The 21,423-nt window shown below is 60.4% G+C and carries 19 protein-coding genes; 15 read left to right on the plus strand and 4 right to left on the minus strand.

Annotated elements, in window-relative coordinates:
* The first annotated feature begins 5 nt into the window (after positions 1-5).
* The 4 genes from ABWQ00_RS04575 to coaD all read left to right on the plus strand — a co-directional run bounded on the left by ABWQ00_RS04575 (position 6) and on the right by coaD (position 4,200).
* Positions 6-1,448, plus strand: coding sequence for a M16 family metallopeptidase (locus tag ABWQ00_RS04575; protein WP_353237492.1), 1,443 nt, complete (start codon positions 6-8; stop codon positions 1,446-1,448).
* Between the two features lie 32 nt (positions 1,449-1,480).
* Positions 1,481-2,857, plus strand: coding sequence for a M16 family metallopeptidase (locus ABWQ00_RS04580; protein ID WP_353237493.1), 1,377 nt, complete (start codon positions 1,481-1,483; stop codon positions 2,855-2,857).
* A gap of 138 nt (positions 2,858-2,995) precedes the next feature.
* The gene (rsmD, locus tag ABWQ00_RS04585; protein ID WP_353237494.1) at positions 2,996-3,643 is read left to right on the plus strand and encodes a 16S rRNA (guanine(966)-N(2))-methyltransferase RsmD; all 648 of its coding nucleotides are present in this window, start codon (positions 2,996-2,998) and stop codon (positions 3,641-3,643) included.
* 50 nt (positions 3,644-3,693) lie between these two features.
* Positions 3,694-4,200 (plus strand): pantetheine-phosphate adenylyltransferase, encoded by a 507-nt coding sequence (gene coaD, locus ABWQ00_RS04590; RefSeq protein WP_353237495.1) that lies wholly within the window; start codon positions 3,694-3,696, stop codon positions 4,198-4,200.
* A 3-nt stretch (positions 4,201-4,203) separates the two neighbouring features.
* On the opposite strand, the gene recJ is transcribed toward coaD, so the two are convergent.
* Positions 4,204-5,913: a single-stranded-DNA-specific exonuclease RecJ gene (gene recJ, locus ABWQ00_RS04595; protein WP_353237496.1), complete on the minus strand. Its 1,710-nt coding sequence runs from the start codon at positions 5,911-5,913 to the stop codon at positions 4,204-4,206.
* Between the two features lie 7 nt (positions 5,914-5,920).
* Positions 5,921-6,868, minus strand: a complete 948-nt coding sequence (locus tag ABWQ00_RS04600; protein WP_353237497.1) for a hypothetical protein — start codon at positions 6,866-6,868, stop codon at positions 5,921-5,923.
* 49 nt (positions 6,869-6,917) lie between these two features.
* Between ABWQ00_RS04600 and ABWQ00_RS04605 the strand changes: the two genes are divergently transcribed.
* The 11 genes from ABWQ00_RS04605 to ABWQ00_RS04655 all read left to right on the plus strand — a co-directional run bounded on the left by ABWQ00_RS04605 (position 6,918) and on the right by ABWQ00_RS04655 (position 17,997).
* Positions 6,918-8,186, plus strand: a complete 1,269-nt coding sequence (locus ABWQ00_RS04605; RefSeq protein ID WP_353237498.1) for a lipoprotein-releasing ABC transporter permease subunit — start codon at positions 6,918-6,920, stop codon at positions 8,184-8,186.
* Positions 8,179-8,877 carry a lipoprotein-releasing ABC transporter ATP-binding protein LolD gene (gene lolD, locus ABWQ00_RS04610; protein WP_353237499.1) on the plus strand — a complete coding sequence of 233 codons (699 nt, stop codon included), beginning with the start codon at positions 8,179-8,181 and terminating at the stop codon, positions 8,875-8,877. The genes ABWQ00_RS04605 and lolD overlap by 8 nt, the downstream gene beginning before the upstream one ends.
* A 15-nt stretch (positions 8,878-8,892) precedes the next feature.
* Complete coding sequence (locus ABWQ00_RS04615) at positions 8,893-9,723, plus strand: TatD family hydrolase (RefSeq protein ID WP_353237500.1); 831 nt, start codon at positions 8,893-8,895, stop codon at positions 9,721-9,723.
* Positions 9,724-9,733: 10 nt separating this feature from the next.
* A complete protein-coding gene (locus tag ABWQ00_RS04620; RefSeq protein ID WP_353237501.1) occupies positions 9,734-10,504 on the plus strand; it encodes a class I SAM-dependent methyltransferase in 771 nt (256 codons plus the stop codon).
* 145 nt (positions 10,505-10,649) lie between these two features.
* On the plus strand, positions 10,650-11,138 hold the full coding sequence (locus ABWQ00_RS04625) for a tripartite tricarboxylate transporter TctB family protein (RefSeq protein WP_353237502.1): 489 nt from the start codon (positions 10,650-10,652) through the stop codon (positions 11,136-11,138).
* Positions 11,139-11,151: 13 nt separating this feature from the next.
* Positions 11,152-12,663: a tripartite tricarboxylate transporter permease gene (locus ABWQ00_RS04630; RefSeq protein WP_353237503.1), complete on the plus strand. Its 1,512-nt coding sequence runs from the start codon at positions 11,152-11,154 to the stop codon at positions 12,661-12,663.
* 166 nt (positions 12,664-12,829) lie between these two features.
* A complete protein-coding gene (locus ABWQ00_RS04635; RefSeq protein WP_353237504.1) occupies positions 12,830-13,804 on the plus strand; it encodes a Bug family tripartite tricarboxylate transporter substrate binding protein in 975 nt (324 codons plus the stop codon).
* A gap of 1 nt (position 13,805) precedes the next feature.
* Positions 13,806-15,428, plus strand: coding sequence for a gamma-glutamyltransferase family protein (locus ABWQ00_RS04640; protein ID WP_353237505.1), 1,623 nt, complete (start codon positions 13,806-13,808; stop codon positions 15,426-15,428).
* Positions 15,428-16,219, plus strand: a complete 792-nt coding sequence (locus ABWQ00_RS04645) for an alpha/beta hydrolase (RefSeq protein ID WP_353237506.1) — start codon at positions 15,428-15,430, stop codon at positions 16,217-16,219. Before ABWQ00_RS04640 ends, ABWQ00_RS04645 begins: the two co-directional genes overlap by 1 nt.
* Before the next feature lie 3 nt (positions 16,220-16,222).
* Positions 16,223-17,128: a DMT family transporter gene (locus tag ABWQ00_RS04650; RefSeq protein ID WP_353237507.1), complete on the plus strand. Its 906-nt coding sequence runs from the start codon at positions 16,223-16,225 to the stop codon at positions 17,126-17,128.
* 68 nt (positions 17,129-17,196) lie between these two features.
* On the plus strand, positions 17,197-17,997 hold the full coding sequence (locus tag ABWQ00_RS04655; protein ID WP_353237508.1) for an SDR family oxidoreductase: 801 nt from the start codon (positions 17,197-17,199) through the stop codon (positions 17,995-17,997).
* On the opposite strand, the gene ABWQ00_RS04660 is transcribed toward ABWQ00_RS04655, so the two are convergent.
* Together ABWQ00_RS04660 and ABWQ00_RS04665 are read right to left on the minus strand one after the other, a co-directional pair.
* A complete protein-coding gene (locus tag ABWQ00_RS04660; protein ID WP_353237509.1) occupies positions 17,998-20,139 on the minus strand; it encodes a 3'-5' exonuclease in 2,142 nt (713 codons plus the stop codon).
* A complete protein-coding gene (locus tag ABWQ00_RS04665) occupies positions 20,139-21,422 on the minus strand; it encodes a hypothetical protein (protein ID WP_353237510.1) in 1,284 nt (427 codons plus the stop codon). Before ABWQ00_RS04665 ends, ABWQ00_RS04660 begins: the two co-directional genes overlap by 1 nt.
* Position 21,423: the final 1 nt, after the last annotated feature.

A 21,423-nucleotide genomic window follows, 5' to 3' on the forward strand; every position in this document is an offset into this window, starting at 1 on the left:
ATTCTATGAAACCGAACCTTCTCTTGGGACTTTCTTTGGCAGCGGCCCTGTGGGGCTCTGGTGCGACAGCATTCGCTCAAGCTTCGCAAGGGCCAAAAAATATCGCCACAGCGACCAGTCCAGCCGCAGTGGCGCAGGTCCACACCTTCACCTTGGCCAATGGCATGTCCTTGTGGGTCAAGCCCGACCGGCGCGCGCCCACCGCCGTGCACATGGTGTGGCTGCGCGTGGGCTCGATGGACGAGGTCGACGGCACCAGTGGTGTGGCCCATGTGCTGGAGCACCTGCTTTTCAAGGGCACGCCCACTTTGGCAGCTGGTGAGTTTTCCCGCCGAGTGGCAGCATTGGGAGGCCGTGAAAATGCTTTCACCGCCAAGGACTACACCGGCTATTTTCAGCAGATACCCTCTGCTCAGCTCGAAGCCGTGATGCGTTTGGAGTCGGACCGCTTTGCCAACAACCAGTGGCCTGACAGCGAATTCATCAAGGAGTTGGAGGTGGTCAAAGAAGAGCGGCGCTTGCGGACCGACGACAACCCCCGCGCCCAGTTGCATGAAATGCTGTCGGCTACCGCTTTGGTCGCATCGCCTTACCGTCGTCCCATCGTGGGCTGGATGAGCGACCTCGAGGCCATGACAGCACAAGATGCGCGCGACTTCTACCGCAAGTGGTATTCGCCTTCGAACGCTGTGGTGGTGGTGGCGGGCGATGTTGATCCAATGCGCGTCAAGGCCTTGGCCGACCAATACTATGGCGTGATCCCTGCCCGTGCCGTGCCCGAGCGCAAGCCGCGTGAAGAACCTGTGCAGCAAGGCCTGCGTCGGTTTGAGTTCAAGGCGCCAGCCGAACAAGCCTATGTGGCTCTCGCTTTCAAGGTGCCGCGTCTGGCCAGCTTGGCCCCTGCCCCTGAGCATGACGAGGCATTGGCTTTGACCGTGTTGGCCGCTGTTCTCGACGGCTACAGCGGTGCTCGGCTCGACCGCGCACTGACGCAAGGAGAAAACCGGCTGGCCGACAGTGCGGGGGCTTACAACGGACTGATGGGTCGAGGCCCCCAGTTCTTTTATCTGGAAGGTGTGCCTGCCAAAGGTCAAAGCCCAGAGGCACTCGAATCTGCCTTGCGTGCCCAAGTACAACGCGTGGCCACGGAAGGCGTGACTGAAGCAGAGTTGCAGCGCGTCAAGACCCAATGGGTGGCCAGCGAAATCTACAAACTGGACTCTGTTTTTAACCAAGCCCGCGAGCTGGGTGTAGCCTGGACTTTGGGCCTGCCGCCTGACTACGGTTCGCAGTTGATCGCCCGCTTGCGTCAAGTCACGCCCGCTCAGGTGCAAGCTGTGGCACAAAAATTTTTTGGCGACGACAGCCTCACGGTGGCCATTTTGCGGCCGCAGCCCATGTCGGGCCAGCCCCGTCCGCGCCGCCCAGCCGCCGGCGCTCGGCACTGAACCCGGTGAATGCCATGCACAACCAGACTCTCATGCCATCGACCTCTTTGTTGTCCAAGACCCGAAAAACGCTTTGGCTTTTCAGCTGTTTGCTGGCTTGCTGGACCATGAACACGGGTGCGCAAGCCGCTTTGCCCATCCAGCATTGGATCCAAGCCAATGGGGCCCGTGTTTACCTGGTTGAAAGCCATGCCATCCCGATGGTCGATGTGCAGATCGACATCGATGCGGGCAGCCGCCGTGATCCTGCCGCGCAGGCCGGCTTGGCTTCGGTCATGGCGGGCCAAATTGCGAACGGCACCCGGGCCGACCCCCAAGGTCAAGGCCCTTACCCCATGGCCATGGACGAAAACCAAATCGGTGAAGCTTGGGCCGACTTGGGCGCCAGCCTGGGCATCAGCGCCAGCGGCGACCGTTTGAGCTTTGGACTGCGCAGCCTGAGTTTCCCAGATTTGCTGGACAAAGCCGTGGCTCTGGCAGCCCGTCAAATGGCCCATCCGGCTTTTCCTGAAGCCATGTGGTTGCGCGACCGTGAACGCTTTGGGGCAGCGATCCGTGAATCCTTGACCAAGCCTGGCACTGTGGTGCAGCACCGATTTGCCCAAGCCGTTTTTGGCACGCACCCCTATGGCCAGCGCACCACGCCCGAGACCCTCTCACGCATTGGTGTGCAAGATTTGCACAAGCTGCACGCGCAGAGTTTGCGCGCTTGCCGTGCCACGGTGAGCGTGGTGGGGGCTTTGACCCGTGCCCAAACCGATGCCTTGGTGCAACGCCTCGTGGCGCAGTGGCCCCGCGATGCAGGCTGCCAAAGTTTGCCGCCTGTGCCTGAAGTGGCTCCTTTGGCCGCCGCACAAAACCTGAACCTCCCATTCAATTCGGCCCAGGCCCATGTGCTGATGGGCCAACCGGGCTACAAGCGCTCTGACCCTGACTTTTTTCCTCTGCTGGTGGGTAACCATATTTTGGGTGGTGGCGGCTTTGTGTCGCGCCTGACCGAGCAGGTGCGTGAAAAGCGGGGCCTGAGTTACAGCGTCTACAGCGCCTTTTCGCCGGGCCTGCATGCGGGCGCTTTCACTGTAGGTTTGCAGACACGTCCTGATCAAGCTGCGCAGGCCGTCGCGGTGGCCCAAGAGGTGGTGCAAGGCTTTGTGCGTGAAGGCCCCACCGAAGCTGAGTTGCTTGCGGCCAAGTCCAATTTGGTGGGAGGTTTTGCACTGCGCATTGACAGCAACCGCAAGTTGCTTGACAACGTGGCCAACATCGCCTGGAACCGGCTGCCACTGGACTATCTGAGCACCTGGACGCGGCAAATCGAGCGCGTGACCGCCGCCGATATCCAACGCGCCATGGCCCGGGTGTTGCAGCCCGAGCGCATGGTCACCGTGGTGGTGGGTGGTCAGCCGTGAAGAAACGGTTTGCAACGGTTTGCAACGGTTTGCAACGGTTTGCGACAGAGCTGACATCGAACTTGTTGGTTCTGGGTTTTGACGCAAAGGGTCATGGTTTTTGGGGTCTACCTGTGTGGGCCTTTACACTCGCAGGCTATGCCATCAGCACCCTCCAAACGTCCAGCGCTCAGCGGTGCGGCACGCCACGCCGCGGCCAAAAAGCCCCAAAATCCGGTGCCCAAGGGCCCGTCCTCTCACGAAATCCGCATCATCGGTGGGCTGTGGCGCCGCACTCGACTGAAGGTGCTGGACAAGCCGGGCTTGCGCCCAACGCCTGACCGGGTTCGCGAAACCCTGTTCAACTGGCTGGGCCAAGACCTCACGGACTGGCGATGTGTGGATGCGTTTGCGGGCACGGGCGTGTTGGGCCTCGAGGCCGCCTCGCGCGGCGCGGCCCATGTGTTGATGGTCGAGCAAGACGCCGTGCTGGTGCGTGATTTGCAGGACAACGCCAACCGCCTCAAAGCCAGCATGGTGAGCGTGCAGCGCGGCGACGCCGTGAGCACTTTGGGCCGTTTGCCTGCGGGCAGTGTGGACATCGTCTTCATCGACCCGCCTTTTGACGGCCCTTGGTTTGAACCTGCGCTCAAAGCAGCGGCCCGTGCCGTGCCTGTGGGGGGCTGGATTTACCTGGAATCGCCGGTGGCCTGGCCCGCCGAGTCCTTGGGTGTTTTGGGCTTGCAATGCGAGCGCCACCTCAAAGCGGGTGCCGTACATGCTCATTTGTTGCAACGGACCGCATAATGGGTGGGTCAAGCCATCCAAGCCCGACTGCGTTTTTCAAGGACACCTCCATGAGCAAATCTGCCAATGCCGCTGTGACCGCTGTGTATTCGGGCACCTTTGATCCACTCACGCTGGGTCATGAAGACGCGATCCGCCGCGCTGCGCAAATGTTTGACCAGGTCATCATCGCCGTGGCCGTGGCGCACCACAAGAAAACCCTGTTCAGTCTGGAAGAGCGCGTGGCCCTGGCGCAAGCCGCTCTGGCCGATTGCCCGAATGTGAAGGCGCGGCCTTTTGATGGCCTGATTGTGGAATTTGTCAGGGCGCAACATGCGCAGGTGATCGTGCGTGGCCTGCGCTCGGTGACCGATTACGACTATGAAACGCAAATGTCGGGCATGAACCGCCACCTGGCACCGGAAGTGGAGACCGTGTTTTTGCACACCAGCGCCCCTGTGCAACACATCAGCAGCACCCTGGTGCGCGAAATAGCCAAGCTCGGCGGTGATGTGTCGGGCCTGGTCTCCGCCCCCGTGCTCAACGCCTTACAGGGCAAGGTCGCGACCAAGCATTGAAGCTCACAGCTGTGCGCCTTCGACCAGAAAGCGCACCCGCTTTTGGCCCTGCCATTCGTCGGCGTCCAGCCGATAGGCCAGTTTGACGCGTGCGGGTAAAGGCTCAGTCCGGCCAAACCAGATGCCGTCGACGGGCTGGCCTTGGTGCTTCATTTTGAGGGACAGGTGTTTTTCACCCACCAGCCGCTGGGACACGATTTCGATTTCCTCGCAAAACACGGGCGGCGCAAAGCCTTGGCCCCAGACCTCGTGGTGCAGCATCTCCACCAGGTCGACCCGGCGGTATTCGGCGGGCAGCGGTCCATCGGTTTCCAGTCGGCGTTGCAGCGTGGCGGCGTCCAGCCATTCCATGGCCACCTGGTTCAGCGTTTCTTCAAACACATCGAGGTGCTCTTCGGCAATGGTGCAGCCCGCCGCCATGGCGTGACCGCCAAAGCGCAGCAGCACGCCCGGGGCGCGTTTGGCCACCAAATCGAGCGCATCGCGCAAATGAAAGCCCGCAATGGATCGGCCCGAGCCTTTGAGTTCGTGCTCCTTGCCCGGCGCACTGCTGGCCGCAAACACAAAGGTGGGGCGGTGCAATTTGTCCTTGATGCGCGAGGCCACGATGCCCACCACGCCTTCGTGAAAATCTGGGTCGAACACACAAATGGCGGGCGGCGGCTCGTCACCTTCGTCAAACAGCGACTCGGCCATCTCCATCGCCATCTCGCGCATGTCGCCCTCGATCACGCGGCGTTCGCGGTTGATCGCGTCCAGCTGCCGGGCCAGCTCGTCGGCGCGGCCAGCGTCGTCGGTCAGCAGGCATTCGATGCCCAGCGTCATGTCGGCCAAGCGGCCTGCGGCGTTGATGCGCGGGCCCAATGCAAAGCCAAAGTCAAAGGTGGTGGCCTTGGTGCTTTCGCGGCTGGCGGCCCGCATCAGCGCGGACATGCCGGGCGGCATGGCCCCGGCCCGCACGCGGCGCAAGCCCTGCGCTACCAGGCGGCGGTTGTTGGGGTCGAGCTTGACCACATCGGCCACAGTGCCCAGTGCCACCAAGGGCAGCAAAGCGTCGAGGCGCGGTTGGTTGCTGGCGTCAAACACGCCGCGCTGGCGCAGCTCGGCCCGCAGGGCCAGCAGCACGTAAAACATCACGCCCACGCCCGCGATGGATTTGCTGGTGAAGCTGCAGCCGGGCTGGTTGGGGTTGACGATGACCTCGGCCGTGGGCAGCTCGCTGCCCGGTAAATGGTGGTCGGTCACCAGCACCTGCAGGCCGAGGGCTTGCGCCGCTTGCACGCCCGCTACGCTGGCGATGCCGTTGTCCACGGTGATCAACACATCCGCGCCTTGTTGGTGCACGCGTTCGGCAATCGTTGGAGTCAGGCCGTAGCCATCGACCACGCGGTCAGGCACCAGATAGCTCACGTTTTGCGCTCCCAGCATGCGCAGGCCACGCACACCCACGGCACAAGCTGTCGCGCCGTCGCAGTCGTAATCGGCCACGATGCACAAGCGCTGGTTTTGCGCCATGGCGTCGGCCAGCAGCTTGGCGGCTTCTTGTGTGCCCAACATGCCGGCCGGGGGCAGCAACAGGTTCAGTGCGTCGTCGAGTTCGTCTTTGGACAGCACGCCGCGGGCGGCATACAGGCGGGCCAGCAGGGGGTGGATACCCGCTTGTTCCAGCGCCCAGGCGCTGCGAGGAGGCACATCTCGGGTGAGCAAATTCATGGGGCGATCAGCTTTGGATGAGGGCTTGGAGTGCCGCTGCAGGGGAGGGTTTGTTGAACAGTCGCGAGATTTTTTGGTGCCAAGCAGCACCCGCGGCAGTGAAGGTGTGGGCGGTGTGTTCGCTGCACAGGCTGAGGGTGACTTGGCCGGTGGCCTCTAGGTGTTTCAGCGCATCAGCCACGACCGTGGCATCCAAGAGTTGCCATCCTTGTCGCCATGCCTGCGCATCGCCTCTCAGGGCACAGGCACGCAGGGTGTCCGGCATGTTCACGGCCTGGGCTGGTTGGGCGACATCAGCAGGCAAGACCCCCGCGCCGTGCAGCCAAAAGGCGTTCACAGTGTGTTGTCTGCGGGCCTCGCGGGCGTCGTTCACCGGGTGGTTGTACAGCAGCATTTGCATTTCGCTTTGCAGACGCTGAAACGGCCTTGTGGCTGGATGGTCTGGCATCCAGTCCTTGACGTTTTGACCGATCACCCGATCCAGCGAAACGGTGGGCAGATCGGTCAACATGTCGCCCTGAACGTGCCATTGCAAAGCGCTGTGCCAAGTCACATGCAAGCCGTCTTCGAGCAAAAACGCTTGCATGGCCTGCAGCAGTTGTTGGGATTCTTCGTCCGACAGTTGCAAATGCTCTGGATCGGCCATCACCACTTGGTCCATGCCGATTTGCCAGTGGCAGGGCGTCATCCAGGCTTGGGGTGCTTGGCTGGGTTGGCCTTGTTGAGCCCTGTGCCAGGCAGCCCAGGGAAGGTGGGTTGCTTCAAGGGACCAGCCCAGGGCTTGGGACTGCAGGCGTTCGTGTGGCAGGTGCAAAGGGGTGGGGTCGGTGTCTTGCCAGACTTGCTGGCGCTGCAAAAGGCTCAGCAGCGTTTGCAAATTTGGCAATCGCAGACCCGCCCAGGCTTCGGGTTCGCTCAAGTGATGGCTGGCCGCGTAGGGAATGATCAGGTGCATGGGGCTGGATTGTCGCAGGCCCAGTAGGGGCGCGGCACAATAGCGGCTTATGGCTTTTTTCAAAAACATCCCTTACGAGCTGGTGCTGGGCTGGCGCTACACGCGCGCAGGCCGCGCCACGCGTCGCAATGGCTTCATTTCTTTCATCTCTGGGGTGTCCATGATGGGCATTGGCCTGGGCGTGGCGGCGCTCATCATCGTGCTGAGCGTGATGAACGGCTTCCAAAAAGAAGTACGCGACCGCATGCTGGGGGTGGTCTCGCACATCGAGGTTTACGTGGTGGATTCAGCGGCTGTGGCCGACATGCCTAGCTTGTTGTCCCGCCTGAAAGCGCATCCCCAGGTGTTGGGTGCTGCACCCTTTGTCACCGCCCAGGCCTTGCTGGCGCGAGGCGAGGACATGAAGGGTGTGCTGGTGCGCGGCATCGACCCGGCACGTGAGCCTGAGGTCAGCGACCTGTCACAAGACACCCAAGCGGGCGTGCTGGGGCGCTTGGTGTCAGGGGAATTCAGCCTGGTGCTGGGCCGCGATTTGGCCAACAACCTGGGTCTGCAAAACGGCGACCCGGTGACCCTGGTGTCGCCGTCTGGCCAGGTCACGCCTGCGGGCGTGGTGCCGCGCATGAAACAAATGTGCGTGGTGGGCACGTTTTCGTCCGGCCACTACGAATACGACTCGGCGTTGGCGCTGATGCACGTGGATGACGCCGTGCGCATGTTCCGCTTGGAAGGCCCGAGCGGCGTGCGCCTGAAATTGCGAGACCTGCACCAAGCGCGTGAAGTGGCCAGGGACCTGCAGCTGGATTTGGGGCCAGGCTTTTTTGTGCGCGACTGGACACAACAAAACAAAACCTGGTTTGCCGCTGTGCAGGTCGAAAAACGCATGATGTTCATCATCCTCACGCTCATCGTGGCGGTGGCGGCTTTCAATTTGGTCAGCACGCTGGTGATGACGGTGACCGACAAACGCGCCGACATCGCGATCTTGCGCACGCTGGGGGCCAGCCCACGCAGCATCATGGGCATTTTTGTGGTGCAGGGCGCGACGGTGGGGGTGATCGGCACGATGAGTGGCTTGGGCTTGGGGCTGCTGGTGGCCTTCAACATCGACGTGATCGTGCCCGCGCTGGAGACACTCTTCAACGCCAGCTTTTTGCCGCGTGACATTTATCTGATCAGCCGCATGCCCAGTGAGCCCCTGGCCAGCGACATCCTGCCTGTGGCCATCATTTCTTTGGTATTGGCTTTTGTGGCCACGCTCTACCCCAGCTGGCGTGCCAGCCAGGTCAACCCGGCGGAGGCGCTGCGCTATGAATGACACGAAAAGTGTGGGCACAGTGCTGCAGGCCCAGGGCCTGACCAAGCGCTTCACCGAAGGGCGCCTGGATGTGACCGTGTTGCAAGGCGTGGACCTGCAGGTGCAAGCCGGTGAGACCTTGGCCATCGTGGGCGCTTCGGGCTCGGGCAAAAGCACCTTGCTGCATTTGCTGGGCGGGCTGGATGCGCCCACCCAAGGCTCGGTGCAATTGAAGGGCCAGTTGCTGTCGGCCCTGAGCGCGGCCGAGCAAGGCCAGTGGCGCAACCGCTATTTGGGTTTTGTTTACCAGTTCCACCACCTGCTGCCCGAGTTCAGCGCCTTGGACAACGTGGCCATGCCGCTGTGGATCCGCAGGCAAGACAGATCAGAAGCTGCAGCCGTGGCCACGCAGTGGCTGCAGCGTGTGGGCCTGGGCGAGCGATTGCACCACCGCCCTGCCGAGTTGTCGGGCGGCGAGCGCCAGCGTGTGGCGCTGGCCCGCGCCTTGGTGAACGACCCGGCCTGTGTGCTGGCCGACGAGCCCACAGGCAACCTGGACCGCGAAACCGCCGACGGTGTGTTTGCGCTGATGCTGCAACTGGCCCGCGAGCGCGGCACCGCCTTTGTGGTGGTCACGCACGACCAAGCCTTGGCAGCTCGCTGCGACCGGCAATTGCATTTGGTCAAGGGCGTGTTGCAAGCGCCTGTTTGATCGGTTTGACGCGCGATGTGGATCGACACGCACTGCCACCTGGACGCGGCCGAGTTTGATGCCGACCGCGACGTGGTGCGCGAAGCGGCCCGCATTTCTGGCGTCACGCGCTGCGTGATCCCGGCAGTACATCGTGCGCACTGGGATGATGTGGCGCAGCTGGCCGAACGGCATGGCGATGCCTACGCCCTGGGCATTCACCCTCTGTATGTGCCGCAAGCGCAAGAAACTGACTTGCTGGCGCTGGACCGCGCATTGACCGAGCGCCAAGAGGACCCGCGCCTGGTGGCCGTGGGCGAGATCGGGTTGGACTTTTTTGTGCCCGAACTGTGCACCCCCGAGATGCGGGAGCGGCAATGGTTTTTTTACACCGCGCAACTGAAGCTCGCGCAAAAGCATGGCCTGCCCGTGATCTTGCATGTGCGGCGCTCGGCGGACCTCTTGCTCAAAGGCTTGCGCCAGTGCCGCATCTCTTCAGGCATTGCGCACGCCTTCAACGGCAGCACCCAGCAGGCGCAGGCCTTTGTCGACATGGGTTTTACGTTGGGCTTTGGCGGCACGCTGACCTACGAGCGCTCTTTGCAGCTGCGCCGCCTAGCTTGTGAGCTGCCCCTGAGCGCCCTCGTGCTGGAGACGGATGCGCCCGACATCCCACCACAGTGGCTTTACAAAACCGCCGAGCAACGGTCGCAGGGTGCAGCTCAGGGGCGCAACAGCCCCGCCGAGTTGCCCCGCATGGCGCAAGTGCTGGCCGATTTGCGGGGACTGTCATGGCCCGACTTGGCCACAGCCACCTCGGCCAATGCTTGCCGCGTGTTGCCCAAGTTGGCCAACGCGCCTCTGTAACATCAGCCCTATGAGCCGAAAAAAATCCTCTGTTGCCAGCCTCGAACTGCCCGAAGTCAATTTTTCTGAGGATGGCGACATCCGTTACCTGCACTTGGGCACCGAGTGGATTCAAGGTTCGATGTTCCTTGACCGTCCTTTCGACATCGAGTTGGAGTACGTGCAGCGCATGTTTGCTTGGCTCTTGTTTTTTCCAGCCGTAGAGCTCAAGGGCGCACACGCCATGCAGCTGGGGCTGGGCGCGGGCACCATCACCAAGTTTTGTTACAAAAAACTCCAGATGACCTGCACCGTCGTAGAGTTGAACCCGGGGGTTGTGCACGCCTGTCGGGTTTGGTTTCGCCTGCCACCTGACGACGAACGTTTGCGCGTGGTGTTGGCCGATGCGTCGCTTGAAATTCAAAAAGACGAGTGGCGTGGCACCGTGGATGCGCTTCAGGTGGACTTGTACGACGACGAGGCTGCGGCACCCGTTTTGGACTCCTTGGACTTTTACCGCCATTGCCGCGAACTGCTCAGCCCCCAAGGCTGCATGACCGTCAATTTGTTTGGCCGCTCCTCCAGTTACGCCGAGAGCCTGCAAAAAATCTCTGAGGCGTTTGGCCAAGACGCCATCTGGGCTTTCAAGCCGACCCGAGAGGGCAATGCCATCGTTTTGGCGCGGCGCACCCCCAGTCGCCCATCCCGTGAGGCCCTAGCGCAAGCGGCCAGTGTGATCCAGGACAAATGGGGATGGCCGGCCACCAAATGGCTTCATGTCTTCAAGCCCATGATCCGTTGAAGCAGGCCAAGACCTTGGGGCAAGGCGGGGTGGTCATCAGGGTAAACCATGGTGTGGTCACGCCCGGGAGATAGGTGTAACCCACATCGCTTTGGGGCTTGGATTCCCGCAGAATTGCGCCAACTCAAATTAGAGGAGCGCTATCGTGATCATCAAGAGTCAAAAGGACTTTTTCGCCGGACTGCTGTACGCCGCTGTAGGCGGCGCGTTTGCCATGGGTGCCACCACCTACAAAATTGGCACCAGTGCACGCATGGGCCCGGGCTTTTTCCCCTTGTTGTTGGGCGTGATATTGGCCATCATTGGCCTGTACATCATGTTCAAGGCCATGGTGGTGAAAACACCCAACGGCGACAAAATCGGCAAATGGGCATGGAAGCCCTTGTTCTTCATCATCGCGGGCAACTTGTTGTTTGGCATTTTGCTCGGTGGCTTGCCCAGTTTGGGTGTGCCGGCCATGGGTTTGGTGGTGGCCATCTTTGGCACCACCTTTGTGGTGAGCTTGGCGGGTGACACCTACAAGGTCAAGGAAGTGGCCATCTTGGCCACCATTTTGTCCATCGGTTGCTACTGCGCGTTCGTGTTGCTCTTGAAGCTTCAGTTCCCAGTTTGGCCCACCTTCATCACCGGTTGAGGAGAAATAATTCATGGACTTGTTTGACAACCTTGCGCTGGGTTTTGGGGTGGCTTTCACCTTCCAAAACCTGATTTACGCTTTCATCGGTTGCTTGTTGGGCACCTTGATCGGTGTGCTGCCTGGCGTGGGCCCTGTGGCCACCATCGCCATGTTGCTGCCAGCGACCTATGCCTTGCCCCCCATTGCGGCTTTGATCATGCTGGCCGGTATTTACTACGGCGCTCAGTACGGTGGCTCGACCACTGCGATTTTGGTGAACCTCCCGGGTGAAGCCTCGTCGGTGGTGACCATGATCGACGGCTACCAAATGGCCCGCAGAGGCCGTGCGGGTCCCGCTTTGGCGGCTGCTGGCATGGGTTCGTTCTTTGCGGGTTGCGTGGGCACTTTGATCCTCGCTGCCTTTGCCGCGCCCTTGACTGAAGTGGCCTTCAAATTCGGTCCGGCCGAATACTTCTCCTTGATGGTCTTGGGTCTGATTGGTGCGGTGGTGCTGGCTTCGGGCTCCCTGATCAAAGCGGTTGGCATGATCGTTCTGGGTCTGCTGATGGGCCTGATCGGTACCGATGTGAACTCCGGTGTAGCCCGCTACAGCTTTGACATTCCCGAGTTGACCGACGGCATTGGTTTCATCGTCATTGCCATGGGTGTGTTCGGCTACGGCGAAATCATTTCCAACCTGTCCAAGCCCGACGAAGAGCGTGAAGTCTTCACTGCCAAAGTGACAGGTTTGATGCCCACTGCACAAGACTTCAAGCGCATGGTGCCGGCTGTTTTGCGCGGTACTTCTTTGGGCTCGGCGCTGGGTATCTTGCCCGGTGGCGGTGCCTTGCTGGCGGCTTTTGCGGCCTACACCATCGAGAAGAAAACCAAAATCAATGAGGGTGAAGTGCCTTTTGGTCAAGGCAACATCCGTGGTGTGGCAGCGCCTGAATCGGCCAACAACGCCGCCTCGCAAACCTCTTTCATTCCCTTGCTGACCTTGGGCATCCCACCCAACGCGGTGATGGCTTTGATGGTGGGCGCGATGACCATTCACAACATCCAGCCAGGCCCTCAGGTCATGACCAGCAACCCCGAGTTGTTCTGGGGCCTGATCGCTTCGATGTGGATTGGCAACGCGATGCTGATCATCTTGAACCTGCCTTTGATCGGCATTTGGATCAAGTTGCTGTCGGTGCCTTACCGCTGGTTGTTCCCGGCCATTGTGTTGTTCTGCGCGATTGGCGTTTACTCGACCAACAACAACACTTGGGACATTTGGATGGTGGCCATGTTTGGCGTGATCGGTTACACCTTCATCAAACTGGGCATGGAGCCAGCTCCTTTGCTGCTGGGCTTCATCTTGGGGCCAATGATGGAAGAAAACCTGCGCCGCGCCATGCTGCTCTCGCGTGGTGACTGGAGCGTCTTTGTGACCCGTCCGTTGTCTGCCAGCTTGTTGGCCGTAGCCTTGCTGCTGTTGATCATTGTGACTTTGCCCTCGATCAAGTCGAAACGCGAAGAAGCTTTCGTCGAAGACTGACCGCACTGTGCCTTAAGCCACAACGGCCTCTTCGGAGGCCGTTGTCGTTGGTGCGCATCATGCAGGTGCAGACCATGGTCTTGTCACTTGGGTTCAGCGAGCGCACAGGCCCTCTGAGAGAATCATTTCCCATATGGCTGCGTCAGTCATCGACCGGAACATCACCATGAAAAAAAGACATCTGTTGCGTGCACTGTCTGCGCTCACGCTTTCTTTGGCTGGCCTGGGTATGGCCCAGGCTCAGGGCTACCCCACCAAGCCCGTGCGCTTGATCGTGCCGTTTCCAGCGGGTGGTGCCACCGATTTGTTTGCCCGCACCTTGTCGCAAAAGATCAGCGAAAAGCTCGGCCAAACTTTGGTGGTGGAAAACCGCCCTGGTGCTGGCGGCACTTTGGGTGCAGACCTGGCTGCCAAGGCCAGCCCCGACGGCTACACGCTGCTGTTGTCCACCTCCAGCACGCACTCGATTGGCCCCAACCTGAACCCGCGCATGCCCTACGACGCGGTGCGCGACTTCACGCCCATTGCGCATTTGGGCAATGCGCCCAGCATCATGCTGGTGCCCAACAACTCGCCCGCCAAAACCGTCAAGGAATGGGTCGACTATGCCAAGAAAAACCCAGGACGTTTGAATTACGCTTCGAGCGGCAACGGCACCATCGTGCAGTTGTCGGCCGAGCTGTTCAAGGCGCAGGCCGATGTGTTCGTGGTGCACATTCCCTACAAGGGCACGGCGCTGGCCATCCCCGACCTGATCTCGGGCAAAGTGGACGTGCTGTTTGACAGCCTGCCCACCGGCATGCCGCATGTGCGCGACGGCCGCTTGCGTGCCTTGGGTGTGACCACTCTCAAACCCACAGCGCTCGCCCCGGGCATCCCCGCGATTGCCGATGTCTTGCCCGGCTACGAGTCCAACACCTGGTTTGGTTTTTTTGGCCCCAAAAACCTGCCCCCTGAGGTAGTCAGCCGCATCAACACGGTGGCTAACCAGGTTCTCAAGGACCCTGAAGTGATGGACAAACTGCTGCGCTTTGGCATTGAGCCGATTGGCGGCACACCCGCTCAGTTCACCACCATGCTGGCCAGCGAATCGGCCAAGTGGAAAAAGATCATCACCGAACGCAAGATCACCTTGGATTGACATGAATTTCGATTACCAGTTCCCCTACACCAGCACCCGCTTGCCGCTGTTTGCGCGCAATGTGGTCTCCACCTCGCACCCACTGGCCGCACAAGCGGGCTTGCGCATGATGCTCAAAGGTGGCAATGCGGTCGACGCCGCCATCGCTGCCGCTGCTGTCATCACCTTGACCGAGCCCGTCAGCTGCGGTTTGGGTTCGGACGCGTTTGCCATCCTTTGGGACGGCAAAGAGCTGCACGGCCTCAACTCGTCAGGCCCTGCGCCCGCGACCTGGACGCCCGAGTACTTCCACCGCAAATACGGTGCCGAGACCAAAACACCGCCCAAGCGCGGTTTTGACTCGGTCACCGTGCCCGGCGCCGTGGCGGGTTGGGTGGCTTTGAGTGACCGCTTTGGCAAGCTGCCTTTTGCCGATTTGCTGGAGCCTGCCATCGAAGTGGCCGAGCGCGGCTATCTCATCCCCGTGGTGGTGCAGCAAAAGTGGGCCGCGGCCACACCTGAGTTGCAGTCACAGCCTGGCTTTGCACAAAGCTTTTTGCCTTGGGGCCGTGCGCCGCAGGTGGGCGAGTTGTTCCAGTTCAAAAATGCGGCGCGGGGCCTCAGGGCCATTGCGGCCACCAAAGGCCAGGCGCTGTATGGCGGCGAAATCGCCCAAGCTATTGAAAAGTTTGCCAAGGACAACGGCGGCAGCATCACCGCCAAAGACCTGGCCGACTTCAAGCCCGAATGGGTCAAGCCCATGGCGCAAGACTACAGGGGCTACACCCTGCACGAGATCCCGCCCAACGGCCAGGGCATCGCCGCCCTGATTGCGCTGGGTATCTTGTCCCACTTCGACATGGCCAGCCACAAGGTGGACAGCGCCGATTCGCAGCACCTGCAGATCGAGGCCATGAAACTGGCCTTTGCCGACCTGTACCGCTACGTGGCCGATCCGCGCTACATGGAACTGTCGCCTGAGCAAATGCTGGACCCGGCTTATCTCGCCAGCCGCGCCAAGCTGATCGACATGAAAAAGGCGCAAGACTTCAAGGCGGGCAACCCGGTCAAGGGCGGCACGATTTACCTCACGGCCGCCGACGAAAACGGCATGATGATCAGCTTCATCCAGAGCAACTACATGGGCTTTGGTTCGGGCGTGGTCGAGCCCACTTATGGCATCAGCATGCAAAACCGGGGCCACGGTTTCAGTACCGATCTGCAGGGCCAAAATCCCGCCAATTTGGTGCTGCCGGGCAAGCGCCCCTTCCAGACCATCATTCCGGCCTTTGTCACCAAAGACGGCCAACCTGTGATGAGCTATGGCGTGATGGGCGGCAACATGCAGCCCCAAGGCCACATGCAAACCCTGGTGCGCATGCTGGATTACGGCCAGAACCCGCAAGCGGCGTGTGACGCACCGCGCTGGCGCTTCAACACGGGCCTGAACATCAACGTTGAAGCCGCGATGAACGGCGGCACGGTGCAAGAGCTGATCGCACGCGGGCACCAGCTCGACATCATCAGCGACTCCTACCAGGACTTTGGCGCGGGGCAGTTCATCTGGCGCATGGGCGATCCGGCGGTGCAGGGTTACCAGGTGGCCAGTGACCCGCGCCGCGACGGACAGGCCGTGGGCTTTTGATGCGACGTGGGTGGCTGCACCTCGCCATGGTGGCCATGGGCACCATGGCCGGTGCCGCCGCATCAGGGCAGCCCCTGTCATGCGGCGTGGTGCTGATGCACGGCAAGTGGGGGATGCCCCAGTCGCCTTACCTCCAACCCGTGGTTCAAAAACTCGAACCCCATTGTCAAGTCAAGCTGCTGGAGATGCCTTGGTCGCGCCAACGCTTGTATGACCTGCCCTATACCGATGCTTTGGCACAAATTCGAGAGGCTGTGGCCGAATTCCGCAAAGCCGGTGTGCAGTGGGTGGCCGTGGGGGGACAGAGTTTTGGTGCCAATGCATCCTTGGCTTACATGGCGCAGGTGGGAGACGCGGACGCCATACTGCCTATGGCACCCGGCCATGTGCCCGAGGTTTTTTACCAAATTTCTGATGTGCGCCGCAGTGTGGATGCTGCTCGCCAGTGGGTCGAGACTGGCAAAGGCGATACCCAGGTCGAGATGACCGACATCAACCAAGGTCAACGCCGCTTGGTCAAAACCTCCGCTGCATCGTTGTGGAGTTATTTCAACCCCCAAGGCTGGGGGAATATGGGGTTGAGTGCTGCGGCTTCCCGCAAGTCTGTGCCGGTTTTTTGGGCCATTGGCACCATAGACCCTTTGCATGGTTCGGGCTCGACTGAGATTTATCAAAAGTTGCCAGCGCACGCTGACAGCCGCTATTTGGTGGTGCGTGCCAATCATGCCAATACCCCCGAAGTGTCTGCAGATGAGTTGCTCGCTTGGGTGAAAGCCCGGATCGGTCGCTGAGCGATGCAGGTTGAAGCGCCTTCCAAATTGACCACGGGTCTGATGCTGGCGGCAGCAGGCTCCATTGCTTTCAGTGGCAAGGCCATCATCGTCAAGCTGGCGTACCGCCACGGCGTCGATGCGGTCACGCTGCTCATGCTGCGCATGGTGTTTGCCTTGCCCTTTTTTCTGCTCATGGCTTGGTGGGCTGGGCGTGGCAAGGCGCGCTTGACACCAGGTGACTGGCTGGGCGTGGTGGGTCTGGGGTTTTGCGGTTATTACCTGTCGAGCTTTCTGGATTTTTGGGGACTCGAGTTCATCACTGCCTCGCTGGAGCGGCTGATTTTGTACCTCAACCCCACGCTCGTGCTGCTGCTCGGTTGGTTGCTGTTCAAAAAACGCATCACTCAGCGCCAGGGCGTGGCCATGGCCATCAGCTATTCGGGCGTTTTGCTGGTGTTTGGGCACGAGCTCGGGCTGGCAGGGCCGCACGCGGCTTGGGGGGCATTGCTGGTCTTTTTGAGTGCGGTGACCTACGCGGTGTACCTGACCTACAGCGGCCAGTTGGTTCAACGCCTGGGCGCCTTGCGTCTGGCAGGGCTGGCCACCAGTGTGGCGTGTTTTTTTTGCATCGTGCAGTTCGCATTCCTGCAGCCCATGACGGCCGTGCAGGTGCCCGAGGCTGTGTTGTGGCTGTCTTTTTTGAATGCCACGGTCTGCACCGTTTTGCCGGTCTTGTTGGTGATGATGGCCATTGAGCGCATTGGACCCGGGCTCACGGCGCAAACCGGCATGATCGGCCCGATGTCCACGCTGATGATGGGCGTATGGATTTTGGGCGAACCTTTCAATATTTGGATCATCGCTGGGACCGTGTTGGTCCTGGGCGGTGTGTTTTGGGTCACGCGGCCGGTGGGCCGCACCACGTAACGCGGCCGAAGGGCCGAAAACCGTGATGTGGCCAAAGGGCCACATCGCATCAACTTCAGGAGATTGACATGGACTTGGGCATTGCAGGCAAGTGGGCTTTGGTGGGTGGCGCAAGCAAAGGCTTGGGCTGGGGTTGTGCACGGGCATTGGCCCTGGAAGGCGTGAACGTCGTCATGGTGGCCCGAGGCGCCGAGGTGCTGAACAAAGCCGTGGAAGACTTGCGTGCCGAAACAGGCGGCAAGGTTCAACTCATCAGCGTGGCGGTGGACATCACCACCGAAGCCGGACGCGAAGCCATCTGGAACGTGGCAGGCGGCCCCGGCAAAGACTACGACATCGTGGTCACCAACGCAGGCGGCCCGCCGCCCGGCGACTTCCGCGAATGGGACCGCGAGGCCTGGCTCAAGGCCATCGACGGCAACATGCTCACTCCCATCGAACTCATCAAAGCCACCGTGGACCGCATGGCCGCACGCGGCTTTGGCCGCATCGTCAACATCACCTCCAGCGCCGTCAAAGCGCCCATCGATGTGCTCGGCCTGTCCAACGGTGCACGCAGCGGCCTCACGGGCTTTGTGGCGGGGGCTTCGCGCAGCGCCATCGCAGCCAAAGGCGTGACCATCAACAACCTGCTGCCCGGCAAATTTGATACCGACCGCATCCGCGCCACGCTGCCCGCCATGGCGCAAAAGCAAGGCAAAACAGTGGAAGAGCTGCGCGTGATCCAGCAAGCCCAAATCCCGGCCGGGCGCTACGGCAACCCCCAAGAGTTCGGCGCGATCTGCGCCTTCTTGTGCAGCCAGCATGCGGCTTACATGACGGGCCAAAACGTGTTGGCCGATGGCGGGTCTTACGCAGGGACGTTTTGATTACCCTTTGGCCAAATCATCTACAAATTCCGACGCTGGTGACACACTGCTCACCAGCAGCCTGTCCCGCGCCCGTGTGCAAGCCACATACAGCAGGTGGCGTTCGGTGTCATAGACATCCAGCAGGTCTGACTCGTCCATCACGCTTTCGATGCGTGATTGCAGCGGAATCACCTCGTCGTCGCAGGCCATCACCACCACGGCCCTGAACTCCAAGCCTTTGGCCAAATGCATGGTGCACACCGAGGCTTGGCCATTCGATGTCTCAACGTGTTCATCCAGAACCTGCATCGGCATGTTGGCGCTTTGCATGGCGGCAATGGCACGGTCCAGTTGCGCCTCTGAGCGCACAAACACGCCCACCTCGTGTGGGGCATAGCCCGCTGCGGTCAAGCCCTTGAGCCAGTCGGCCACAGCGGCGATTTCGGCGGCCTGGTTTTTGTAGCTGCAAATGAGTGGGGTCGGGCCGTTGAAGACCGACACCGTGCCTTTGCGGCTTTCGGTGTTGCCGTCGCTGTCACTGACCTCAGGCCCCAGCAAACGGTCGGCCTGCTGACGAATCTGGTGCGATGTGCGGTAGTTGATGTGCAGCGTGCGCGAACGCCCCCGCACGTCTACACCCAAGCTTTTCCAAGAAAACGGTTGCTGAAAAATCCGTTGCCCCAAGTCGCCCGCAAAAAACAAACTGTTTCGCCTGACGCTGCCCGAGCCATCGGGGGCCACGCCCGCCATGGCGGCCAGCATGCGCAGCTGGCTGATGCTCACGTCTTGCGCCTCGTCCACCACCACATAGTCAAACGGCGGGTGCTTGAGCGTGGCCAGCTGGTGCGCCAGTTGCGTGAACATGGCCGCATGTGTGACCACGCCCGTAGCAGCCAGCCTTGACTGGATGCCTCTGAACACATGCCACAAAGCCTGGCGCTGCGCTTCGTTCAGGCGGGTCTTGCGGCCCAAGCGCTTCACATCGCGGTAGTCGTCCCAGCTTTGCAGTTGCCAAGCGTCCACCACATCGGTCCACTCACCCAGCACAAAGTTCAGGTTGAAGCGGGTGAGCAGGGCACCATCGCTTGCTGCCTTGACCTCTGCCAGCGCGGCGGCAGCGGCCTCACGCACCTGCGCTGGCGTGGCCAAACGTGGCTTGGCTTGGCCCTTGGGCGTGAGCCGATCCATCAAGCGCTGGCCCATGGTGTTCATGTCGGCTACCTCTAAGCGCTCGGCCAGGCGGGGCTGGTGGCTGATCAGGCAGTTGATCTTGTTTTGCAGCGCATGGGCCAGCGTGTCTGAAAACGTGGTCAGCCACACCCGGGCATCGGGGTGCTCGCGTGCCAAAGTGACCGCACGGTGCAGCGCCACGATGGTCTTGCCCGTGCCTGCTGAACCCGACACACGGGCTGGGCCAGCGTAGTCGCGCATCACCCACTGCTGCTGCGAGGGGTGCAAAAAGATCGTCCACTTTTCCCAGGGGTAGTTGAGCGCCTGCTCCAACTCGGCCACGCCATGCATCACACGGAAGCGGCGCTGCGCGTCGGGGTGGCTGAACGGGTCGGTGACCTTGCCCATGCTGACAGGCTGCGGTTTGCCGCCCGTGGCCAGTTCCAGCAAAGCTTCCGCCGCCTCGGCGGGCAAATGCTCGGCCAGAGTCAGCAAGCTGTCTTCGTTGGCCAACTTCACATCGGCCAGCCATTCGGTAGGCACGCCATAGGCCAACAACTGTTCGTCGGTCATGCCAGCAAACAACAGAGGCTTGCTGGCCTCTTTGTCTTTCCCGCGCACGCGGGAATCCAGGTTGGCGGGGGCCGGAGCCGCAACCACCCGATCACGAATCTCCACCCACTGCGCCGCACCCGTTGTGGGGTGTGTTTGCAGCTTGCGCCGCTCGGCCCACTGATAAGCTTTGTCGTGGTGGTCGGCGTAGCAAAGCAAAAAGCTGCTGTCTGTCTTGTGCACGATCAAGCGCAAGTCACTGCCCACCCGTGCCGACCAAAAGTGCTTGTCCTTGGACTTTTCGATCCGGTGCAACTGCATGCCCGGATTGGCCGGGTTTTGCTGCAAGTCAAAGGCGGTGATCTTGACTGCCTTTTGTTCGTCGGCGGTCAGGCGGGAGAGGCTGTCGGTAAAGGTGTCGGAGATACGAAAATGCATTATTCACTAACCTTTTGTTGAACAGCTGCAACCACTGCTTTATTGCCATCTAGGATGGCCTCGATGAGTACTTGAAGATCAGCTGTTGTCTGCGCATGTGCTCCGATGTATCCGCACCTAACTAGATCAAGAAATGGTGTCTGGCGAAGATACCGTCCGCTCAAGCTCTTGAAACTCAGACGAAGGCCTTTCTTCGGTCCCTTGAAAGAAGGATCGGCACGTAATTTCTCGAAGTGATCCAATGGAGTAATGATTCCACCATCGCCGATTGATGCGTCTCGCTTCACGAATTTCATATAGAAAACCTGCGGGTTTAACCTGTATTCCTTTGGTCCTGGTGAATGCGCTGCAGCAAAGGCGTTCATTCTGGCTATCTCCGCATCCAGTTGTCCGTCCGGTCGATAGATCCAATCAGTTTGATCATCAGAATTACTTGACGGCTCCAGCATCTTGTACTGGAGCATCACAACGTTTTGCTTTGTCAGATTGACATAGATGAGATCAACCCCAAAGCAATGCTCCAACTCACGCCGATTGGCGGTGAATACTTCCAATTGGTCATCACCCTTTTGGAACAGTGCCCGCCCGGTAACGTCACTCTGGATCAGAGAGTATCCGGGAACGCTGCGGGCATCATGTTCAACGACGGAGTCTTCCATGATTGCCACCCGACCAAGGGCTGTCGAACGACCTTCAGCCAATTCAACGCTGGAGGCTTGATCGCTCGAGCCCAACCCAAAGGCCGCGAGTGCAGTATGTACTGCGTCCTCCTGCATGGCTGTATTGCCTTTGAATCGCTTAGGGACAGACAACTTTTCCGCGACGGCCCTTAGACTGCCATTGTTAGAGGAGATAGTTGCCAGCCTCTCTATGAGGTAACTGCTCAGCTTCGGCGATAGCAATGAAACTGCTTGCCCGTCTTTCACGCGAGACGAAAAATTCTTCGCGTGCGGTGCGTCGCAAATCAAAGCGGACAATCCTGCCAGTGAAGAGGGGGCAACCACCACCGACCGCGTCACCTTGATTCTTGAATCCAATGTGGTGATTGGACTTCTTGAGGAAACCAGACCAAAAAGTACCTGCTCAGCTTTACCGTCATTACCGAGTAGCAAGCAAGGTGCGGGAGCTTTTACCCCGCTCACCAGAGCATGAGGTAAGGCAACAGTGAACTCACCGACACCTCGACGCGAATTAGACAAGGACTCCCACTCGTCCGAGCCAAATCGCAAGACGACAATTGGGTGTTGTTCCGCATAGTCTTTGAGTGTCTGAAGCCAACTCATG

The sequence above is a fragment of the Limnohabitans sp. genome (assembly GCF_040400975.1).
Lineage (GTDB): Bacteria > Pseudomonadota > Gammaproteobacteria > Burkholderiales > Burkholderiaceae_C > Limnohabitans_A.